Annotated in this window: 18 protein-coding genes and 1 pseudogene; 15 read left to right on the top strand and 4 right to left on the bottom strand. The window is 70.9% G+C overall.

Annotated elements, in window-relative coordinates:
- Position 1 precedes the first annotated feature (1 nt).
- The 7 genes from U5640_RS36425 to U5640_RS36455 all read left to right on the top strand — a co-directional run bounded on the left by U5640_RS36425 (position 2) and on the right by U5640_RS36455 (position 2,884).
- Positions 2-451 carry a hypothetical protein gene (locus U5640_RS36425; RefSeq protein ID WP_340382339.1) on the top strand — a complete coding sequence of 150 codons (450 nt, stop codon included), beginning with the start codon at positions 2-4 and terminating at the stop codon, positions 449-451.
- 15 nt (positions 452-466) lie between these two features.
- Positions 467-721 (top strand): hypothetical protein, encoded by a 255-nt coding sequence (locus tag U5640_RS36430; RefSeq protein WP_340382341.1) that lies wholly within the window; start codon positions 467-469, stop codon positions 719-721.
- A gap of 64 nt (positions 722-785) precedes the next feature.
- Positions 786-977 carry a hypothetical protein gene (locus U5640_RS36435; RefSeq protein ID WP_340382343.1) on the top strand — a complete coding sequence of 64 codons (192 nt, stop codon included), beginning with the start codon at positions 786-788 and terminating at the stop codon, positions 975-977.
- Positions 974-1,864, top strand: a complete 891-nt coding sequence (locus tag U5640_RS36440; RefSeq protein ID WP_340382345.1) for a peptidoglycan-binding protein — start codon at positions 974-976, stop codon at positions 1,862-1,864. The genes U5640_RS36435 and U5640_RS36440 overlap by 4 nt, the downstream gene beginning before the upstream one ends.
- Positions 1,865-1,866: 2 nt before the next feature.
- Positions 1,867-2,232 (top strand): hypothetical protein, encoded by a 366-nt coding sequence (locus U5640_RS36445; protein ID WP_340382347.1) that lies wholly within the window; start codon positions 1,867-1,869, stop codon positions 2,230-2,232.
- 53 nt (positions 2,233-2,285) lie between these two features.
- On the top strand, positions 2,286-2,483 hold the full coding sequence (locus U5640_RS36450; RefSeq protein WP_340385542.1) for a hypothetical protein: 198 nt from the start codon (positions 2,286-2,288) through the stop codon (positions 2,481-2,483).
- A 158-nt stretch (positions 2,484-2,641) separates the two neighbouring features.
- Positions 2,642-2,884 (top strand): hypothetical protein, encoded by a 243-nt coding sequence (locus tag U5640_RS36455; protein WP_340382349.1) that lies wholly within the window; start codon positions 2,642-2,644, stop codon positions 2,882-2,884.
- Here the strand turns inward: U5640_RS36455 and U5640_RS36460 are convergent.
- The gene (locus tag U5640_RS36460; protein WP_340382351.1) at positions 2,881-3,927 is read right to left on the bottom strand and encodes a helix-turn-helix transcriptional regulator; all 1,047 of its coding nucleotides are present in this window, start codon (positions 3,925-3,927) and stop codon (positions 2,881-2,883) included. The genes U5640_RS36455 and U5640_RS36460 overlap by 4 nt on opposite strands.
- 105 nt (positions 3,928-4,032) lie before the next feature.
- On the opposite strand from U5640_RS36460, the gene U5640_RS36465 reads away from it, so the two are divergent.
- Entirely contained in the window at positions 4,033-4,617 is a 585-nt protein-coding gene (locus U5640_RS36465; protein WP_340382352.1) for a hypothetical protein, read from the top strand.
- A gap of 201 nt (positions 4,618-4,818) precedes the next feature.
- Positions 4,819-5,355 (top strand): annotated as a pseudogene (locus tag U5640_RS36470) (alpha-L-arabinofuranosidase C-terminal domain-containing protein); the annotation flags it as partial.
- Positions 5,356-5,394: 39 nt separating this feature from the next.
- Here U5640_RS36470 and U5640_RS36475 read toward each other — a convergent pair.
- Entirely contained in the window at positions 5,395-6,072 is a 678-nt protein-coding gene (locus U5640_RS36475; RefSeq protein WP_340382354.1) for a hypothetical protein, read from the bottom strand.
- A gap of 240 nt (positions 6,073-6,312) precedes the next feature.
- Here U5640_RS36475 and U5640_RS36480 point away from each other — a divergent pair, with 240 nt between their 5' ends.
- The 6 genes from U5640_RS36480 (at position 6,313) to U5640_RS36505 (ending at position 14,885) form a co-directional block, all read left to right on the top strand.
- Entirely contained in the window at positions 6,313-6,735 is a 423-nt protein-coding gene (locus U5640_RS36480) for a hypothetical protein (protein WP_340382356.1), read from the top strand.
- 91 nt (positions 6,736-6,826) lie between these two features.
- Positions 6,827-8,407, top strand: a complete 1,581-nt coding sequence (locus U5640_RS36485; protein WP_340382358.1) for a multicopper oxidase family protein — start codon at positions 6,827-6,829, stop codon at positions 8,405-8,407.
- Positions 8,408-8,514: 107 nt separating this feature from the next.
- A complete protein-coding gene (locus U5640_RS36490) occupies positions 8,515-8,961 on the top strand; it encodes a hypothetical protein (RefSeq protein WP_340382360.1) in 447 nt (148 codons plus the stop codon).
- An 809-nt stretch (positions 8,962-9,770) separates the two neighbouring features.
- A complete protein-coding gene (locus U5640_RS36495) occupies positions 9,771-10,925 on the top strand; it encodes a PLP-dependent cysteine synthase family protein (protein WP_340382362.1) in 1,155 nt (384 codons plus the stop codon).
- Positions 10,922-12,214 carry an MFS transporter gene (locus U5640_RS36500; protein ID WP_340382364.1) on the top strand — a complete coding sequence of 431 codons (1,293 nt, stop codon included), beginning with the start codon at positions 10,922-10,924 and terminating at the stop codon, positions 12,212-12,214. Before U5640_RS36495 ends, U5640_RS36500 begins: the two co-directional genes overlap by 4 nt.
- 787 nt (positions 12,215-13,001) lie before the next feature.
- Positions 13,002-14,885 carry a TniQ family protein gene (locus U5640_RS36505; protein WP_340382366.1) on the top strand — a complete coding sequence of 628 codons (1,884 nt, stop codon included), beginning with the start codon at positions 13,002-13,004 and terminating at the stop codon, positions 14,883-14,885.
- 136 nt (positions 14,886-15,021) lie between these two features.
- On the opposite strand, the gene U5640_RS36510 is transcribed toward U5640_RS36505, so the two are convergent.
- Both U5640_RS36510 and U5640_RS36515 read right to left on the bottom strand, forming a co-directional pair.
- Complete coding sequence (locus tag U5640_RS36510; RefSeq protein ID WP_340382368.1) at positions 15,022-16,485, bottom strand: UvrD-helicase domain-containing protein; 1,464 nt, start codon at positions 16,483-16,485, stop codon at positions 15,022-15,024.
- A gap of 78 nt (positions 16,486-16,563) precedes the next feature.
- Positions 16,564-17,037, bottom strand: coding sequence for a hypothetical protein (locus U5640_RS36515; RefSeq protein ID WP_340382371.1), 474 nt, complete (start codon positions 17,035-17,037; stop codon positions 16,564-16,566).
- Positions 17,038-17,302 lie beyond the last annotated feature (265 nt).

Here is a 17,302-nt window from a genome sequence, read left to right on the forward strand (position 1 = left end):
TGTGCCCGATCTCCTGGCCGGATCACCCATCACCGCCCTGGACACGCCCCCCTCCGTCACGTCGGTACAGGGCACGACCGTCACCACCACCTCCGCCACGTTCACCACCAGCGGCGCGGACTGCGCCGTCGTGTTCACCGCCCCCACCACCGGCCGCGTGAAGATCTTCACCACCGCACGCATGATCAACTCCGCTGCCAGCGGCACCCTGATCGCCCCCGAGACCCGCACCGGCTCCACCATCGGCTCCGGAACCGTCGTCGAGGCCGCCTCCGCCGGCAACGGCCCCTCCCACTACGGCGCATCCTTCGCCCGCGGCACCGTCATGCACCTCCTCACCGGCCTCACCCCCGGCGCCGTCTACAACACCCGGCTGCTCATGAGCACATCGAGTGCCTCCGACACCGCGTCCTTCGCCAACCGCGAGCTCAGCATCGAGCCCGCCACCTGACCCCGGGAGCAGCGCATGCCCTATGTCGTCGAGCGACGTCAGTCCATCCAGTACGACGGCACCAACGGCGCCCACATCTGCGGCCCGTGGAGTGACAGCGGCCTGACCCTGATATCCGACGACGGCGAAACCCTCGTCGTCGCCGCCACCGAGCAGCTCGAATACCAGGCCACCGTCCATGTCGGCGGCTGGATCATCGCCAGCCCGCCCGGCTGGGTCACCTCCACCGCCGCCGAGCGGTACGCCGAACGCTGGCTCGAACTGCCCTGACCCTTCGCCCCGACCAGCCCCGAGCCGCCCCGGCCCGGGGCTTTCTGCTGCCCAGGGAGGGCCCATGGCACAGCACACGATCCCGCCCGACCTCGGGCAACGCACCTACGCCGCCTACAGCGAGGCGATCACCACCCGCACCGACGGGCGATCCCCGATGACCGCGTGGGAGGACCTCGGCGACGAGATCCAAGCCGGCTGGACGGCCGCCGGCCGGGCCGCCTTCACCGCAGCACTGACCGGAGGTACCCGATGAGCAACCCGCTCTCCGCCGACGCCCTCGTGGCCGCGCTCAAGGCCGAGGGCGTCACCGTCGTCGAGCACGCCGGATGGCGCACCCACAACCGCAACCACAAGGGCCCCTGGGGACCGGTCAACGGCGTGATCATCCACCACACCGTCACCTCCGGCACGCAGGCCTCCGTGGACATCTGCTTCAACGGCTACACCGCCCTGCCCGGGCCGCTGTGCCACGGCGTGATCACCAAGGACGGCAAGGTCTACCTGGTCGGCAACGGCCGCGCCAACCACGCCGGCAGCGGCGACGGCGACGTCCTCAAGGCCGTCGTGGCCGAGCGGGCGACGCTGCCCGCGCCGAACGAGCAGAACACCGACGGCAACGTCCACTTCTACGGCTTCGAGTGCGTCAACCTCGGCGACGGCAAGGACCCCTGGCCCGACGTCCAGCTGGACGCCATGGTCCGCGCGGCCGCCGCGCTGTGCAGGGCGCACGGCTGGACCGCCCAGTCGGTCATCGGCCACAAGGAGTGGACCGCCACCAAGGTCGACCCCAAGGGATTCGCCATGAGCGACTTCCGCGCCCGGGTCGCGGCCCGTCTCGGCGAGAAGCCTGACGGCTCGGTCCCGTCGGTCCCGTCGGCGCCGGCGTATCAGCCGTTCCCCGGCGCCGACTGGTTCAAGAAGCAGCCGCGCTCGGCGATCGTCACTGCGATGGGCCGGCGGCTGGTCGCGGTGGGCTGCTCGGCGTACGCCAGCGGCCCTGGCCCGCAGTGGACCGAGGCCGACCGGACGTCCTACGCCAGGTGGCAGCGCAAGCTCGGGTACTCCGGCTCCGCCGCCGACGGCTGGCCCGGGCCCGCGTCCTGGGCCGCGCTCAAGGTCCCGTACGTCAAGGAGGTCTGACTGTGGCAAGCAGCCTGTTCGTGTCCTCCATGCGCACGCTGGTGCCGCTGGGTGCCGCGCTGCTGGTGTCCTGGTCCGGGCGGCTGGGGATCCCGGTCGACAGCGAGGCCGCGGCGGCCGCCGTCGCGCTGGGCTTCGCCGGCGCCTACTACCTGACGTTCCGCGGGCTCGAGGCCCTCGCGGAGCACATGGCGTGGCGTCCCCTGCGGGTGGCCGCCGGGATGCTGCTGGGGTGGGCGCGGCCGCCGGCGTACGCGAAGGAACTCGTCGTGCCGCTGCGGCTCCAGGTCGACCGGGAGCATCTCGATGCCGAGACCCGCGCGGCGTGGGAGACGTACCAGCGGGTACTGAAGGGCGGCTCGGGGTGACGCCCCAGGAGTCCACTGCGGTGGCCGTGGAGTTGGAGCGGCTGCGGGGCACGATGGAGGCCGGGTTCGCGCGGGTCGACGGCTCGCTCGCGCTCCTCGTCCAGCGCAGTGACCAGACCGACCGGCGGCTGACCGATCATGAGGAGCGGCTCGACGCGATCGAACGGAACCGGTGGCCCGCCGCCTCCGTGGGCGTGCTGACCGGCGTCGTCGGCGCCGCTACCGGCCTGCTCGCCCTACTCACACGCTGAACCACACGCGCCCCCTGTACGGCCCCTCACGGGCCGTACAGGGGGGCGCTTCGTCGTTCCCCGGCGTGGCTGTCCGCGCGCGCCGTTATGCTGCCCGTATCGCCCCCGAGGCCCGACACCCGGGGGCGTCTTACTGTCGGGAGTAGAGGGGCGTTGCCGTGGCCACCCGTTACCTGGTGAAGTACCGAGTCCTGCCGCCCGGTGTGGGCCCGGACGACTACGAGCCCGGCGACCTGCCGCTGCGCGAGGAGCAGTTCGAGCTGTCCGACCCGGAGCCCGCGGGCGAGGCCGCCGGGCAGGCGCTGCACTACGGCCCGCATCACCACGAGGTCGAGGCTGCTGTGTGCGAGCGCCTGGCCGAGGGCGAGAGGCCGCTCATCCTGCGCTACGACAAGGTCTAGGCGCGCCGCTCGGCGTCCTCGAGCCGTGCCCGGTAGTAGGCGTGGTCGCGTGGGTATCCGGCGAGGGCGGGGAGCGCCTGGCGGAAGCCGTCGGCCGCGTCCTGCCACCGCTGGCAGGCGTAGGCGGCATCGGCGACCTGCAGCTGGGAGCGGGTGGCGTCGAGCCAGTACAGCCAGCCTGGCCGCTCCTCCTCGCCGGGGGCCCGCAGGGCGAGGGTGTGTGCCTCCTCGGCGAGCCGTACCGCACGGTCTCGCTCGCCGAGCTGCGCGGCCGCCATGGCCTCCTGGTGGACAGCCACCGCCTCCGCCGCGGGCGAGAGCGCGCGTGGCCCGGCGTAGCGGGCGGCTTCGGCGGTGCGCAGGGCGCGTACCGGGTCGCCGTGGGTGAGGCTGTAGTAGGCGCGGACGCGCTGCGCCCAGGACGCCATGTCTGCGTGGCCGCCGTCGACGGCCCAGCCGTGCGCCAGATCGATCCACGCGAGGGCAGGGCCGCGGCGCTGTTCCTGCCAGGCCACCCAGGACAGCCAGTGTGCGTGCTCGGCGGCGAGCAGCATGAGCCGGTCGGCGGCCGCGCCGGCGGCGTGGGGGATGAGTTCGGTGACGCTGCCGAGCTGGGAGCGGACGATGGGCCACAGGTCGCGGCCGCCGATCGCGTCTTCCGCGCGCCGGTGCTTGGCGAGGACCAGGCCGATCCAGTCGGCTGTGCGCAGGTCCGTGCGGCCGGTGTGGTGGGCGTGGGCGATCCGGTCGCGCAGCTCTGCGGACGGGGACCATTCCGGCTCCCTGCCCTGGCTGCGCACACCTCCCAGTTCGATGGGCACCTCGAGTCCTCTCACGACCCGGGCGACGACGTCTTCACTGACCACCCGCAGCCGGCCTCTTTCGAGGCGGGACACGTAGCCCTGTGTCATCCCGACGAGTTCGCCGAAGCGCTGCTGAGAGATGCCCGCCAGGGCCCGGTACCGGCGGATGAGCGTGGGCCAGTCACGGGCCGCCCACGCTGCGCGGAGGCGGCCGTCGGCCCAGAGTTCCCGACCACTCATGCCGTGACCATACGACCACGGTATGTCAGGTTGGTATGGGATCGGTGATTCTTCCTCCCGACGATGGGCGCTCAGCCGTACCGAGTCGGGTCGGAAGGAAAGCGCATGTCGTATCCCCGGGGCCTGTCCCCCGTCCAGACGGAACCCGGTGTGCTGGTGCACCCGGGCGCCGACCGTCAGCTGGCCACCGAGCACTGGCTGCTGTCCACGCTCACCGACAGGAAGCGGGCCGCCGCCCGCATGGAGTGGCGGGAGAAGGGGGCGACGCTGCTGCCCATGGGCACGCTGATGTCCGCCGTACGGCTGCCCGCGCGCCTGGTCCTCGCCGCGACCGGCGGGATGTTCCCCTCCGGCGAGGTCGACCGGATCCTCGCCGCGGCCCTGGACGGCGGGCCGGTCATCTGCGACCCGGGCAACACCAGCTTCTACGCCCTGGTACCTGCCAGCGTCCCCCGCACGTGGACCGACGCCCTCGAGGACTGGCGTCCCCTGGACGTCGACTGCCTCGGCCGGGGCAGCGGCCTGGTGGTGCCGCGCCTGAACCTGACCCGCTACCAGGGCAACCGGTTCATGTACTGGTCGGTGCCCATGTCGTCGGCGGCCACACTGTGCCCGCCGCTCAGGGTGGCCCGGCTGATCGCCGCCGGCGTCCACGAGCTCGGCGAGGAGGCCACCGGTGTCCAGGGTTAACTGGCGGGCCGTCGTCTACCTGACCGTGCTGCTGGCGACGGCCGGGACGCTCGCCTGGTTCATCGCGACCTGCGGCTGCCAGCGCACGTAGGCGCCCGCTGCCCGTACGGGCCCCATGACGGCCCTGTCCGTCCGCAACGGAGTAGCGGACGGGCAGGGCCTTCCCATGCCCCCAGTCGCGCCCCTTAAGGAAACGTCAGGAAGGAGGGCTTCCTCGTCGCCTTCGGCGTCCAGGACACCGGCAACTACTACTGGTGGAACCTGGGCGGCTGGAACAACACCACGACCGCCGTCGAGCAGGCCGTGGACGGCGGCAAGTCCACCCTGATCTCCAAGGCGGGGACCATCGAGACCGGCCGCGCCTACGACATCGACGTCAAGGTACGCGGCCGCCGGGTCACCCTCTACCTCGACGGCCAGGAGTGGGGCAGCTTCACCGACGACAAGCCGGCCGAGCCGTTCCGCCAGGTCGTCACCAAGGACCGCAAGACCGGTGACCTGATCGTCAAGGTCGTCAACGCCCAGTCCGCCGACGCCCGCACGGCGATCGACCTCGGCGGCGCGAAGGTCCGCGCCACGGCCCGGGTGACGACCCTGACCGCCGCCCCGAACGCGGTCAACACGGAGACGGCGACCCCGGTCGCCCCGGTGACGGCCACCTTCACCGGCGTCGCCGACCGGTTCACGTACACCTTCCCGGCGAACTCGATCACCTTCCTGAGGATCAGGCAGAGGTAGCCGGTCGGAGCGGGCGTGGACGGCCGCCGTCCACGCCCGTCAGGCGCCCTTGCGCCGGAACCATCCCCGCTTCGGCGGCTGCGGCGGAGTCTGCGGGGCCGGCTGCGGGACCGGCTGCGGAGGCACCGGCCCACCGAACGGCGGCAGAGCCCTGAAGCCGTCGTCGAGCGTCACCGTCGGCGCGATCCGCCGCAGTGTCGCCCGCACCAGGGTGAGCGGATGGCCGGGGAACCGCGCGTCCCACTCCTCGTCGTCCGCCACATGGGACGGCAGGCCGCCGACCTCGCCGTCCACGTAGGGGTGCGCCCGGAAATAGGCGTCCAAGCCCACCTCGGCCATGATCATCGACTCCCGCAGCCCCGTCGTCCCCTCTTCGGCGGCCTGCACCTTCACCACGGCGCTGCAGGCCGCCCTGGGGACGGTGAGGCTGCCGACGAAGGCCTGCCCCGACCGGCCGCCCAGCGGGACCTTCACCAGCTGGCACACGGCCGGCAGGCCGCCCACCGTGGCGGGCACCGCCTCGACCAGGCCGCCACCCGCGCCCGCCGCGACCTGTGCCAGTCCGGCTCGGAGGCGCGCGAGTTCGTGCAGGGGGGCCGGGAGGTCGGGAACCACCGGGAAGAAATGGACGGAAACGGCCACCCCCGAGTCGTCCTCCCACGCCCCCGGCCCGTACTCGGTGAAGCCGGTGAGATCCAGACCGGTTATCGGCGTCATGGCCATCACTGTGTGTCCCCTCCTGGGCGAGTCCCTCTGCCGCACCTGCGGACGCACGAACGGCGGACGCCGGTTCCGTCGGTGACCGAGAACTCCGTCCCCGTGCGGCATTTACCCCCAGGGGGTATATAGTCAGCGTTCGACGGCTTCGGGTGACGGGAGGCGGAGCAGGTGGGGGAACGGGTCGGGCGACGCCGCACACCGGCATTCCCCCGAAGCGCACTCCGCGCGGCGCTCGGCGTGCTGACGGCCCTGTGCGCCGCGCTCGCCGTCCTCGTCCACCATGACGTGACCGCGATGACCGCGATGACCTCCCAACGGGCTGCGGCGCCCCTGTCCATGCCCGGGATGGTGACGGCGGCGACGGCCGGCCACGAAGGCCACCCCTTCACCTCGTCGCCGGACACCTCCCCCTCCCGTTCCGACAGGCCGTCGGCGGCGCCGGCCACCCCGGCCGTATCCGCGGACCACTCCCTGTGCTGCTCGGGCGGCGCCCAGCACTGCGGGGCCGCAAGCGTCGAGACGGTCACACTCTCCCCGCCGGCGGAGACGTCCCCAGGGAGCGCCGCGATGCGTCCGTTTCCCTCTTGCGGCCCCATGACCACCCGATCCACCGAACGGGCCCCGCCCGACCTCTCCGTCCTCTCCCGGCTGCGCATCTAGGCCGCGGTTCCCGGCATGCCCGGGACCCGCCCGCACCCATGGCGTCACGCCCGTACGCGACGCCGCGCACTCGGAGAAGAGGAACCCGACCGTGAACAGCATCAACCGCCGCTCCCTCCTGCTCGCAGGTCTCGGCACCGCGGGCGCCGGCGCGCTCGCCGCCTGCAGCAGCGCCTCGCCGAACGCTCCTGCCCTGGTCAGCCCGACGGGCTCGGCCGTCACCCGCGCCGAGAAGAGGCGCCGCGGCACCGGGACCGAGCGCAAGGTCACCCTGACCGCAGCCCCCGTCACGCTCGACCTCGGCGGCGTCAAGGCCAGGACCTGGGCCTACGACGGCCGGGCTCCCGGCAAGGAGATCCGCATCCCGGCCGGGGACACCCTCGTCGCCGAACTCTCCAACCAGCTCCCGAACGGCACCCCCACGTCCGTCCACTGGCACGGCCTGGCCCTGCGCGACGACATGGACGGCGTGCCCATGGTCACCCAGGGCGACGTGCGCGCGGGCCGCACCTTCACCTACCGCTTCGTCGCGGCGGACCCCGGCACGTACTGGTTCCACCCGCACTCCGGAGTCCAGCTCGACCGTGGCCTCTACGCACCGCTGATCGTCGAGGACCCCAGGGAGCCGCTCTCCTACGACGACGAGTGGGTGATCGTCCTCGACGACTGGCTCGACGGTGTCACCGGCACCCCTGACGAGGCACTCTCCGAACTCCGCCAGGGCATGGGCGGCATGGACATGGGCGGCATGGACATGGGCGGCATGAGCATGAGTGACATGCGCATGGGCGCCAGCGCCTCACCCTCCGCGTCCGCCCCCGGCATGTCGATGGGGAGGTTCATGCTCATGGGCGCCACCAGCGACCTCCTCGGCGGCGACGCGGGTGACGTGAGGTACCCGTTTCACCTCATCAACGGCAGGGTCGCGGCCGACCCGGACGTGTACACCGGCAAGCCGGGCCGGCGCGTGCGGCTGCGTTTCGTCAACGCCGCCGGCGACACCGCGTACCGGGTGGCGCTCGGCGGACACACGATGACCGTCACCCACACCGACGGCTGGCCCGTCGCACACCGGCAGACCGACGCCCTGCTCATCGGCATGGGGGAGCGCTACGACGTTCTCGTCGCCCTCGGCGACGGCGTCTTCCCGCTCGTCGCGCTCGCGGAGGGCAAGAACGCGACCGCCATGGCCCTGGTGCGTACGGGAACCGGCAGGACGCCGTCCACGACCGTCCGCCCGAAGGAACTGGACGGCCCGGTCCTCACCGCGTCCGCTCTGAAGGCCGCCGACGGGGTGCGGCTGTCCGCCCGGACAGCGGACGTCGTTCACCGCGTCGAGCTGACCGGCGGCATGGACAGGTACGACTGGGCCATCAACGGTCGCCGGTTCGCCATGGAGAACCCGGACGCCGACCCGTTCCTGGTCGAGACGGGGCAGCGGGTCCGGCTGGACTTCGTCAACACGACGCAGATGTGGCACCCGATGCACCTGCACGGCCACACCTTCCAGCTCGGCAGCGGCGGCGCCCGCAAGGACACCACGATCGTGCTGCCGAAGAAGACGGTTTCTGTCGTGTTCGACGCCGACAACCCCGGGCAGTGGATGCTGCACTGCCACAACGTCTACCACGGTGAGGTGGGGATGATGGCCCTCGTCGCGTACCGGGCCTGACGGCCCACCGCGGCGTAGCCGAAGCAAACAGGCCAATCGTATGGCTCATTGACTCGACGACTCGGGGAGTCGGTGGATCGACGTCGTCGAGCCGTTAGGATCACGGCATGATCACGGCTCGGTCGCCCCGGCGCACAGCGCGCAACCGCGTGTCCGCCGGGCTGCCGCGTGTCCTGGCCCTCGCCGTCATGCTCTTCGGTGTCCTTCTCGCCCACGGCGTGCACGTCGAGGGCTCCGGAGGACACCTGCCGACCGGCGCCGCAGCCGCCCCGGGCCTGCCCGGGGCGGAACGCGGAGTCCAGGGGGAGATAGCCCTCTTCGCTGTCGTGGCGACGGACGGCGACGACGACGGTCATGCTTCGCCGAACCCTGCCGAGCACTGCGCTTCCGGGCAGACCCAGCAGGGAACGACAGCGGTGTCTCCCTGCTTTGCCGTGTCGGTTCGCGAACCGGTCACTGCCGTCCGTTCCGGTGTGAAGCCGGGTCGTGCCGGTGCGGAACTCCACGGGGCGTCGGCGCAGGCCATCAGAGCTGCCGTGGTCCAGCAGGTCTAGGAACCGCGGCACCCTCCACTCGGCCGTTCCGCCACCGCACCCGTCCATGCCGGTCGGGAAGCCGGGTGCCTCGGCCGGTGTCCTGCGCAACGAGATCCTGCACGACGAGATCCTGCGCGCCGAGACAGCCCGTCCGCCCGAGGCGAGACCCGCATCACGGTCAGGTTCGTCGAGGCGCCCTTCCCCCACCACCCATGCCCGCCGCATCCCTCCCCCCGGATGGAGGGCGGCGGACGCACGGAGGACCTGTGCCACCCCGTTCCCCTGCGGTCGCGCGTGCCCGGAGCGCTCCGAGCGGCTCGTCAAGGCCGCGCCGAATCGTCACCGTGATCCAAGGTGTCCTGCTCCTGGCGATCATTCTGTGCGCCGTGGGGCACGGCGGGACCGCCGAACCGCAGCACCGACGGATGCCCAAGGCCGTCGCGGCTTCGGCGGTGACGTCGGGCGGGGCACAGCCGCACGCGCCGCACCGTGCTCACCCGTGCCCGTCGGATGCGGTCGTCCGCACGACGGCCCCGGCGCTGGACCAGCCGGTTGCCGTTGCCGATGCCCCGTCGGCCATGGCTGCCGGTGTGGCTGCCCTGAGGCGTCCGCTCGTCCTTGACGCGGCGCGCAGACGCCGACGACCACGCAGCGGCCGGGCGGCGCTTGTGCGTACGTCCCGGTGGCGCATCTAGATCTCCCGCACCGCGGTCGGCACGGCCGACCGCCGCGTCCTGACGGCGCCGAGCGCGGACCCGGGTCCGGGCTCGGCGCCGCGACGCGTGATGAATCACCCCCACCGTGCGTTCATCGAGCGAGAGCGAAGCATGCAGTCACTCACATCACTGACGAAGAACCCCCTCACCTCCGGCCGGTCCGCACTGTCGGCGCTGGTCGGGAACACGCCGCTGCTGCGCGTGTCGGAGCCGCTGGCTCCGGCAGGGCGCGGTTTCTGGGCCAAGCTGGAGGGCTTCAACCCCGGCGGCATCAAGGACCGTCCAGGGCTCCACATGGTCGAGCGGGCCCGGGCGCGGGGCGATCTGCGGCCCGGCGGACGGATCATCGAGTCGACCAGCGGAACGCTGGGTCTGGGGCTCGCGCTGGCCGGCATGGTCCACGGCCATCCGGTCACCCTGGTCACCGACCCGGGGCTGGAGTCGTCCATGACCCGGTTGCTGACCGCGTACGGCGCCCAGGTCAACGTCGTCTCCGAGCCCCATCCCACGGGCGGCTGGCAGCAGGCCCGCCGCGAGCGCGTGCAGCAACTGATGCAGCAGCACACCGATTCCTGGTGCCCGGACCAGTACAACAACCCGGACAACGTCGCCGCCTACACCCCGCTCGCCCTGGAACTCGCCTCAGAAATGGGCCACATCGACGTGCTGGTGTGCAGCGTCGGCACCGGCGGCCACTCCGCGGGCGTCTCCCGGGTACTGCGGCAGCTCTACCCGGAACTGGCCGTCGTCGGCGTGGACACGATCGGCTCGACGATCTTCGGCCAGCCCGCGCGGACCCGCCTGATGCGTGGCCTGGGCTCCAGCATCTACCCGCGCAACGTCGCCTACGAGAACTTCTCCGAGGTGCACTGGGTGGCCCCGCACGAGGCGGTGTCGACGTGCCGCCAACTCGCCGCCTCCCACTACGCCACCGGCGGCTGGAGCGTGGGCGCGGTCGCCCTGGTGGCCGGCTGGTTCGCTCGCACGATGCCCGCGGACGCCCGCATCGCGGCCGTCTTTCCCGACGGTCCCCAGCGCTACCTGGGCACCGTGTACGACGACGACTACTGCGCCGCGCACGGTCTGCTGGACACGCCCCCTGCCGCCGAACCGGACGTGATCGGCCGCCTGGACGAGAAGGAGGTCACGCGGTGGACCCGGTGCACCGCGGTGGCCGATCCCCTCACCCTGCGGGACACGCGGCAGGACGTCACCGCGGACGACGACACCGACGCCGCGTCCGACTCCGTGGAGGCGGGCCGGTGAAGGGGCTGCTCGCGCAGGTCCGCTCGTACGAGCGCAGCGTCCAGTTGCTGATGGTCAATCAGTTCACCATCAACCTGGGCTTCTACATGCTGATGCCCTATCTGGCGGCCCACCTCTCCGGCACCCTCGGACTGTCCGGCTGGGTCGTCGGACTCGTCCTCGGCGTACGCAACTTCAGCCAGCAGGGCATGTTCCTGGTCGGCGGGACGCTCGCCGACCGGCTCGGCTACAAGCCGATGATCGTGGCCGGGTGCGTGCTGCGCACGGTCGGGTTCGCCGCCCTCGGGCTGGTGGACTCGCTGGCCGCGCTGCTCGCCGCCTCGGCGGCGACGGGCCTGGCCGGGGCGCTGTTCAACCCGGCGGTGCGGGCCTACCTCGCGGTGGACGCGGGGGAGCGAAGGGTCGAGGCGTTCGCTCTGTTCAACGTCTTCTACCAGGCCGGGATCCTGCTCGGCCCCTTGGCGGGCATGGTGCTCACCGGAGTGGACTTCCGTGTCACCTGCCTGGTGGCAGCCGCGATCTTCGCCCTGCTCAGCATCGTCCAGATCCGCGCACTGCCGGCCCGGCGCAAGGACGTGGAGCAGGAGCGGGGCGGAGCGCGCGAGAGCGTGCTCGCCCAGTGGCGGGGCATCCTCGCCAACCGGCCGTTCCTGCTCTTCTCCGCCGCCATGATCGGCTCGTACGTCCTCACCTTCCAGGTCTACCTGTCCCTGCCGCTGGAAGTGCGACGGCTGGGCGGCGACGGAGAGTTCGGGACCGCTGCCGTGGCGGTGCTCTTCGCGGTGTCCGGGCTGAGCACCATCCTCGGCCAGACGCGGGTCACCGCCTGGTGCAAGGCCCGTTACGAGCCCGGCCAGGCGCTCGTGAGGGGGCTCGTGGTGATGGCCCTGGCGTTCGTGCCCCTGCTGCTCGCCACCGCCGTGCCCGTACCCGGGTCCGGCGCGGGGCGGTGGCTGCTCGCGGCACTGCCGCCGTCGCTCGCCGCCCTGCTGCTGGCCGTGGGCACGATGATCGCCTATCCCTTCGAGATGGACACCATCGTCCGACTCTCCGGGGACCGGCTCGTCGCCACCCACTACGGGCTCTACAACACCGTCTGCGGCATCGGCATCACGCTCGGGAACCTGCTCACCGGCGCCGCGCTCGACACGGCACGCTCTGCCGGGATGCCGGCGCTGCCGTGGATCTCCCTGACCGCGCTCGGCCTCGCCTGCGCGGCCGCGCTGTACGGCCTGCACGCCGCGGGCCGTCTGAGGGCTCTCCCCGAGCAGCAGCCCGCCACGGTGTGACACCGGCCCATGAAGGACGCCGGGGCGGACACTCCGTGCCCGCCCCGGCTGGGCCCCATCCGGCGTCCGGCGCGACCGGTGTGACCGAGAACTCTAGTTGGCAAATCATGGACTGAGACGCGCAGGTCGGGGGTGAGTGGAGAATCCTTGTTGGCAAATCATGAGAGGGATAGTTGGCAAATCATGAATACACTCGGTAACTCTCTGTCACTGGAGGTCGCTCTATCAGCGACGATGCCGGCGAGCGGTTGAGTGTGCCGCACAAGGCTTGCGAGATGATGGACTTTAGTAGCTAAGCCATCACTCGGCCGCGCTGGTCGTGGGTAGGCTGGGGCACCGGCCGCTGTGACTTTGATCGGTCGTTGGCGGATTTGATTTCCAGTTGACGGCTGTTCGGTTTGGTGGCTGTGGGTTGTGGTCAAGTCCGGAGAACGTGCCGAGCGCGTGCGCCGAGCTGTTGTGCTGGTCGGGTGGAGGCGACAAGGGCCCGGATCCGTTCTGATCTGCGTGGGCTTGACCAACTGGTCGTGTCGCACGGCGTTGGTGACGCTGTACGGGGTCGGTTGCGGCTGATGGATGGGTGGCCTTATCGGTGGTCGACGGCTTGCCGGTTCGACGGAGACGAGGTGTTCTGGCCGGTCCGGGACCTGGCCGTGGCGCCGGTACTGTCGTCCGAGCCTGTTCGCCGGTTCACATGGCGGGCCCGTCAACGTCACCGTCCGGGGCTGCAGTTCATGGTGTCCACCGGGCGTCATCACGGGTTCTAGTGCTGGAGGAGGCCTGACCGGTGAACGAGCACGCCCCGCTGCCCCGCAGCCTTCTCCCACTGCCCGGCGAGAGCCTTCCGGGACTGCTGCTGAGGCTGGCTCATCGGCTCGACCAGAGGCCCGCCGACATCGCGCTCCGCGCCGGCCTGGCCATCCGGATCACCGCACAACCGGTGAACCACGTCCTTATGCTGGCGCCCCAGTTCCGGCCGGTGTTCACCCACGTCACCTGGATTCCCGAACGCCGGATTGACGACCTCACGCTGCGTTCCTTCGTTGCCCACTACCCGCCCGTCGCCGAAGCGCTGACCCGGCCAGGAGGAAGCCCGCAACTTCGTCCACGCTCATACTTTCCGCCCTGGCTCCTGGGGGCGAGCACCCGTTACTGCCCCCTCTGCCTGATTGGCCACGGCAGCGAGATCCAGCGGCGGCACGGAGGAGCCTGGAAGACACAGTGGAGGCTGGGCGCGATGTTCGTCTGCCTCGAACACCGGCTCTTCCTCCAGGACATCTGCCCGGCCTGTGGTGTTCCCGCCCTCGGCGGAACCCGGAAGAGACTCGTCCTGTTGCCCGCCCCCACCACCGGCGGCCTGCACCCCGCCCAGTGCCGGAGCATCCGCGCCGACGGAACTGCCTGCGGCCACCGCATGGACAACCCCGACCACCTCAGCGAGATGTCCAGCCCCAGCCCTCGCGTGATCGCACTCCAACAGCACATCCAGGACCTGCTGTCGCCCGCCCACGACCCGGCCGACGCCTTCGCCGTCTTCAGCGACCTGCAAGTCATGTCCGCGATTATTCAGGCAACCTGGCCCGCGACTGCCACCGTCACACCCGAACGCCACCTCGCACAGGCCCTGGACGCCCACATCACCGAGCAGCGGCAGCTGCAATTCGAGACCTTGCCCGGCGTCCGGCGCAGCAACTTCTGGGTGACCCCACCTCTGTCCGCATCCGCTACGGCCTGCCTCTTGGACATTGCCACACGCCTCCTCAACCTGAGGCCTCGCACCGCCCGGCGTCTCGCCATCACAGCCCTGGCCGACCGCATGCCCCTCCCCACCTCCACCGGCTGGGGCAAGACCTGGACCATTCTGCGAAGGGACTGTTCCTCTGCCTTTCGCACACAGATGATCGAAGCGCTGCCCCGCCCCTTCCACCCCCATGGGGCCTCCCCGCTCACTGCCTGGCGACGAGCCCGACAGCCGCTTCTTCCGGCCCGCAGGCGCGGCTACCTGCCCGAGCACATCCCGCAGTGGCTGCCCGACGACTGGTTGACCGCTGCAGGACTCAACCCCTCCGAGCGGTTCCTGGGGCGCAGCGTGGTCTTCCGCCGCTTCGCCGCAGTCCAACTCGTCCAGATGGTCACCGGCATGCTGTTCGAGAAAGCCGCGTACTTCCTCGGCATCCCTGATTCCTGGCACCAGAGCCCCGACCAGCTGCAAAGGCTCACTCCACGCGACAGCTTCACCCATCACACCGACCGACTCCCCGCTGTCATCGAGCAGTTGGGCCGGTACGCCGCCCAACTCACCACGCCCGTGGACCACCGCTCACGACGACTGCGGTTCGCCGACTGGACACTCAGCTCTGAGGACTGGACAACCCTCAACGCATCGCTCGGACGTTCCGCATGCACCCGGCCGCGGGCACCCGACATGCTCAACCACACCTGCGCATCGAGCATGATCTGGACCCGGCTCACCGGCAGCGAGTGGCGCCTCGCCCCCAGCGTCCTGGTCCACTATCTGGACAGCGACCCTGCCGAAATCGACTCCGATCAGGCCACCAAGATCCGCTGGCTTCTCAGCCGTCCAGACACAGCCCACAGCTACTACCAGCGGCTCCGCCAGCTCCTCATCCGACACAGCGATGATCTCATCGAAAACGCTCACACTGTGTGACACAGCGGGCTCCACGGCTCGCCAACTACGGGTCAACGAAGTCGCCAACCAGAAATCAAAGAACCCCAGCGGCCAGCAGATCTAGACCGGGCGCGCCGCCATCTATCGAGCAAAGTCACAGCCGAGGTCCGTGGCGTCATCCGCTTTGGGTCTCTTGGGCGGTGGTGTTCCATGCGAGACCGCCGAGGTCGAGTCGGTGACGGGCACGAGTGACGGCGACGTAGGCGAGACGGGCGTCGGCGTCGCTTACCTCCGGGGCCTGGGCAGCCGTGCTTGTGCCGGGGTCGGTGTCCTGCGGCTGGGGAAAGTCGTTGCCGATCCTGACGGCCGGCCATTCGCGGCCTTTGGCTTTGTGAGCGGTGGAGACGGTGACGTCGGCGTGTGCTTCCTCGGAGAGTTCGGACACGGCGGCGAGGATGGCGTTGGGGCCGTGGGTGTCGATGAGGTCGACGAAGGGCTGCAGGTCGTGGCCGGCCGGATCGTAGGCGGCGTAGTCCTGAAGATCGCCCCAGGAGGCGAACAGCACCAGTTCGGGGTGATGGGTGCGGCGTCCTTCCTTCAAGTTTCTTGCAGCAGAGGCTAGTTGGGCCAGTTGCTGGCCTCCCCGAGTGAGGGCGACGCGGTGTCCTTCGCCGAGCAGGCGCATGACCTCTGTCATGGCGCCGATGTTGGTGCGGCACAGCACGGCGTCGGGGTGGTCGATGCTGCTGACCTCCGCGGGGACACTGGTGGTTCCCGTCAGGCGGATGGGAGCGTCGGCGAGCGCGAGCCACCGGTTGGCCTCGTCGGCGATCCGCGGTCCGAACCGGAAGGAGCGGGTGAGGGTCAGCTGTTCGGCGTCGAAGCCGGTCATCACGTCGGTTGCGCCCCGCCAGCTGTAGATGGCCTGCGCGGAGTCGCCGACCATGACGAGCTGTGCGTGGTCACGCTGTGCGGTGAACACCTGTTCCAGGACCGGGTTGGTGTCCTGGGGCTCGTCGAGGAAGAGGAAGTCGGCCTCGATCTTCGGGCCGGTCAGCGCCCACATCTTGAGGTAGTGGTCGTGCTCGAAGCGGACGACGCCGTGGTCGGGGCGCTGCAGGTCTGCCCAGGCCTTGGCGGCGAAGGGGAGCACGAGTTCGGCGAACTGCCGGTGGTCGGCGGGAGCGTCGAGGCCGCGCAGGCGCGGTACGTGGTGGCGGGCCAAAGCGGTGTCGGCGGAGTGGCAGAAGCGGGTGACCGTGCGCAGCACGTTGTGGGACAGGGTTCTTGGGCTGACCTCGTGGTCGGTGATCCGCGCTGGTCGCAGGATGCCGAGGGCCTGGCCGGTCTTCCAGGCCGGCTGGCGGGGGCTGTTGAGGCGACTGGTGTAGCGGTGGCCGAGTGCGGCGAAGGCGGTGGCGTGGGCGGTGCGGCACTGCACGCTGGAGGGGAAGCGGGCGGCGGCGTCCCGTGCGATGTCCTTGTTGAAGGCCATGTAGCGGCCGCGGCGTTTGGTGTCGGCGGCGAGCAGGCACAGGGTGCTGGTCTTCCCGGTTCCGGCTCCGGCCTGCAGCGCGAGGTGGCGGCCGGAGCGGAAGGTGTCCGCAGCGTGGACCTGTTCGGGGGTGGGGGTGTGCAACTGGGGCTCCGTGGGATGGGGAGGGCCGGTACGAGGCGCAGCGTGTGCCTCCGTCGGCTTGGGGATGCGACGGTGGGTTCAGCGCGGTAGACGCACCTGCAGGAGGAGGCCTGCCGCGCAGGCCAGGACTTCTTCCGAGGTGTGATGGGTGAGCAACTGCTGCAGCTGCGACTCGAGGCGGTGGTGCCGCTGGCGTTGGCTTCGCGTGAGGCCGGCCGTGATCCGCTCGGCCAGGACGTCACCGGGACGCCGGCCAAGCTCGGCTGCCTCCCGGCGGATTCGCGTGTCGGCGCGGCGGCTGAGGACGACATTGAGCAGGACGTGGCCATGGCGGTCGGGGTAGTGAGTGGTCAGCACGTCGATCGGCAGGACCGTGTCCAGCCGGCGCCGCAGGCGCTGCAGGGCACGGCCCGGGCTTTTGCCGCTCTGCACCGTCATCAGCCGGGTGCGTTCGGCGTTCGGGGCGAGCGTCACGCGGTGGCGGGCCCGGTGAATCTCCCGGGCGGTGGCGGGCCGGGTCAGGATGATCTCGACGGCGTACTGATGCGTCACGACCAAACCCGCCGGGTGCGTGGCCGCCGGGGCGGCGCCTGTGCGCGGGCAGGCGGGTACGGATGTGTTCGTGGTGGCGGAGCGGGTCGAAGGGTTCCCAGTCCGCGACGGCGAGGTCACCCGCGGTGGATGCGGCGGCATGGTCCCGACACCGTTGGGTGCGCCAGCGCAGCTGTTCCTGGTACGGCAGCGCGGACAGGCTGTAGACGGCCATGACATCCGACGGCAGCGTGAGCTGACCGTGGCGCACGGTCACGGGTACCAG

The organism is Streptomyces sp. SS7 (assembly GCF_037993025.1).
Classification (GTDB): Bacteria; Actinomycetota; Actinomycetes; order Streptomycetales; family Streptomycetaceae; genus Streptomyces.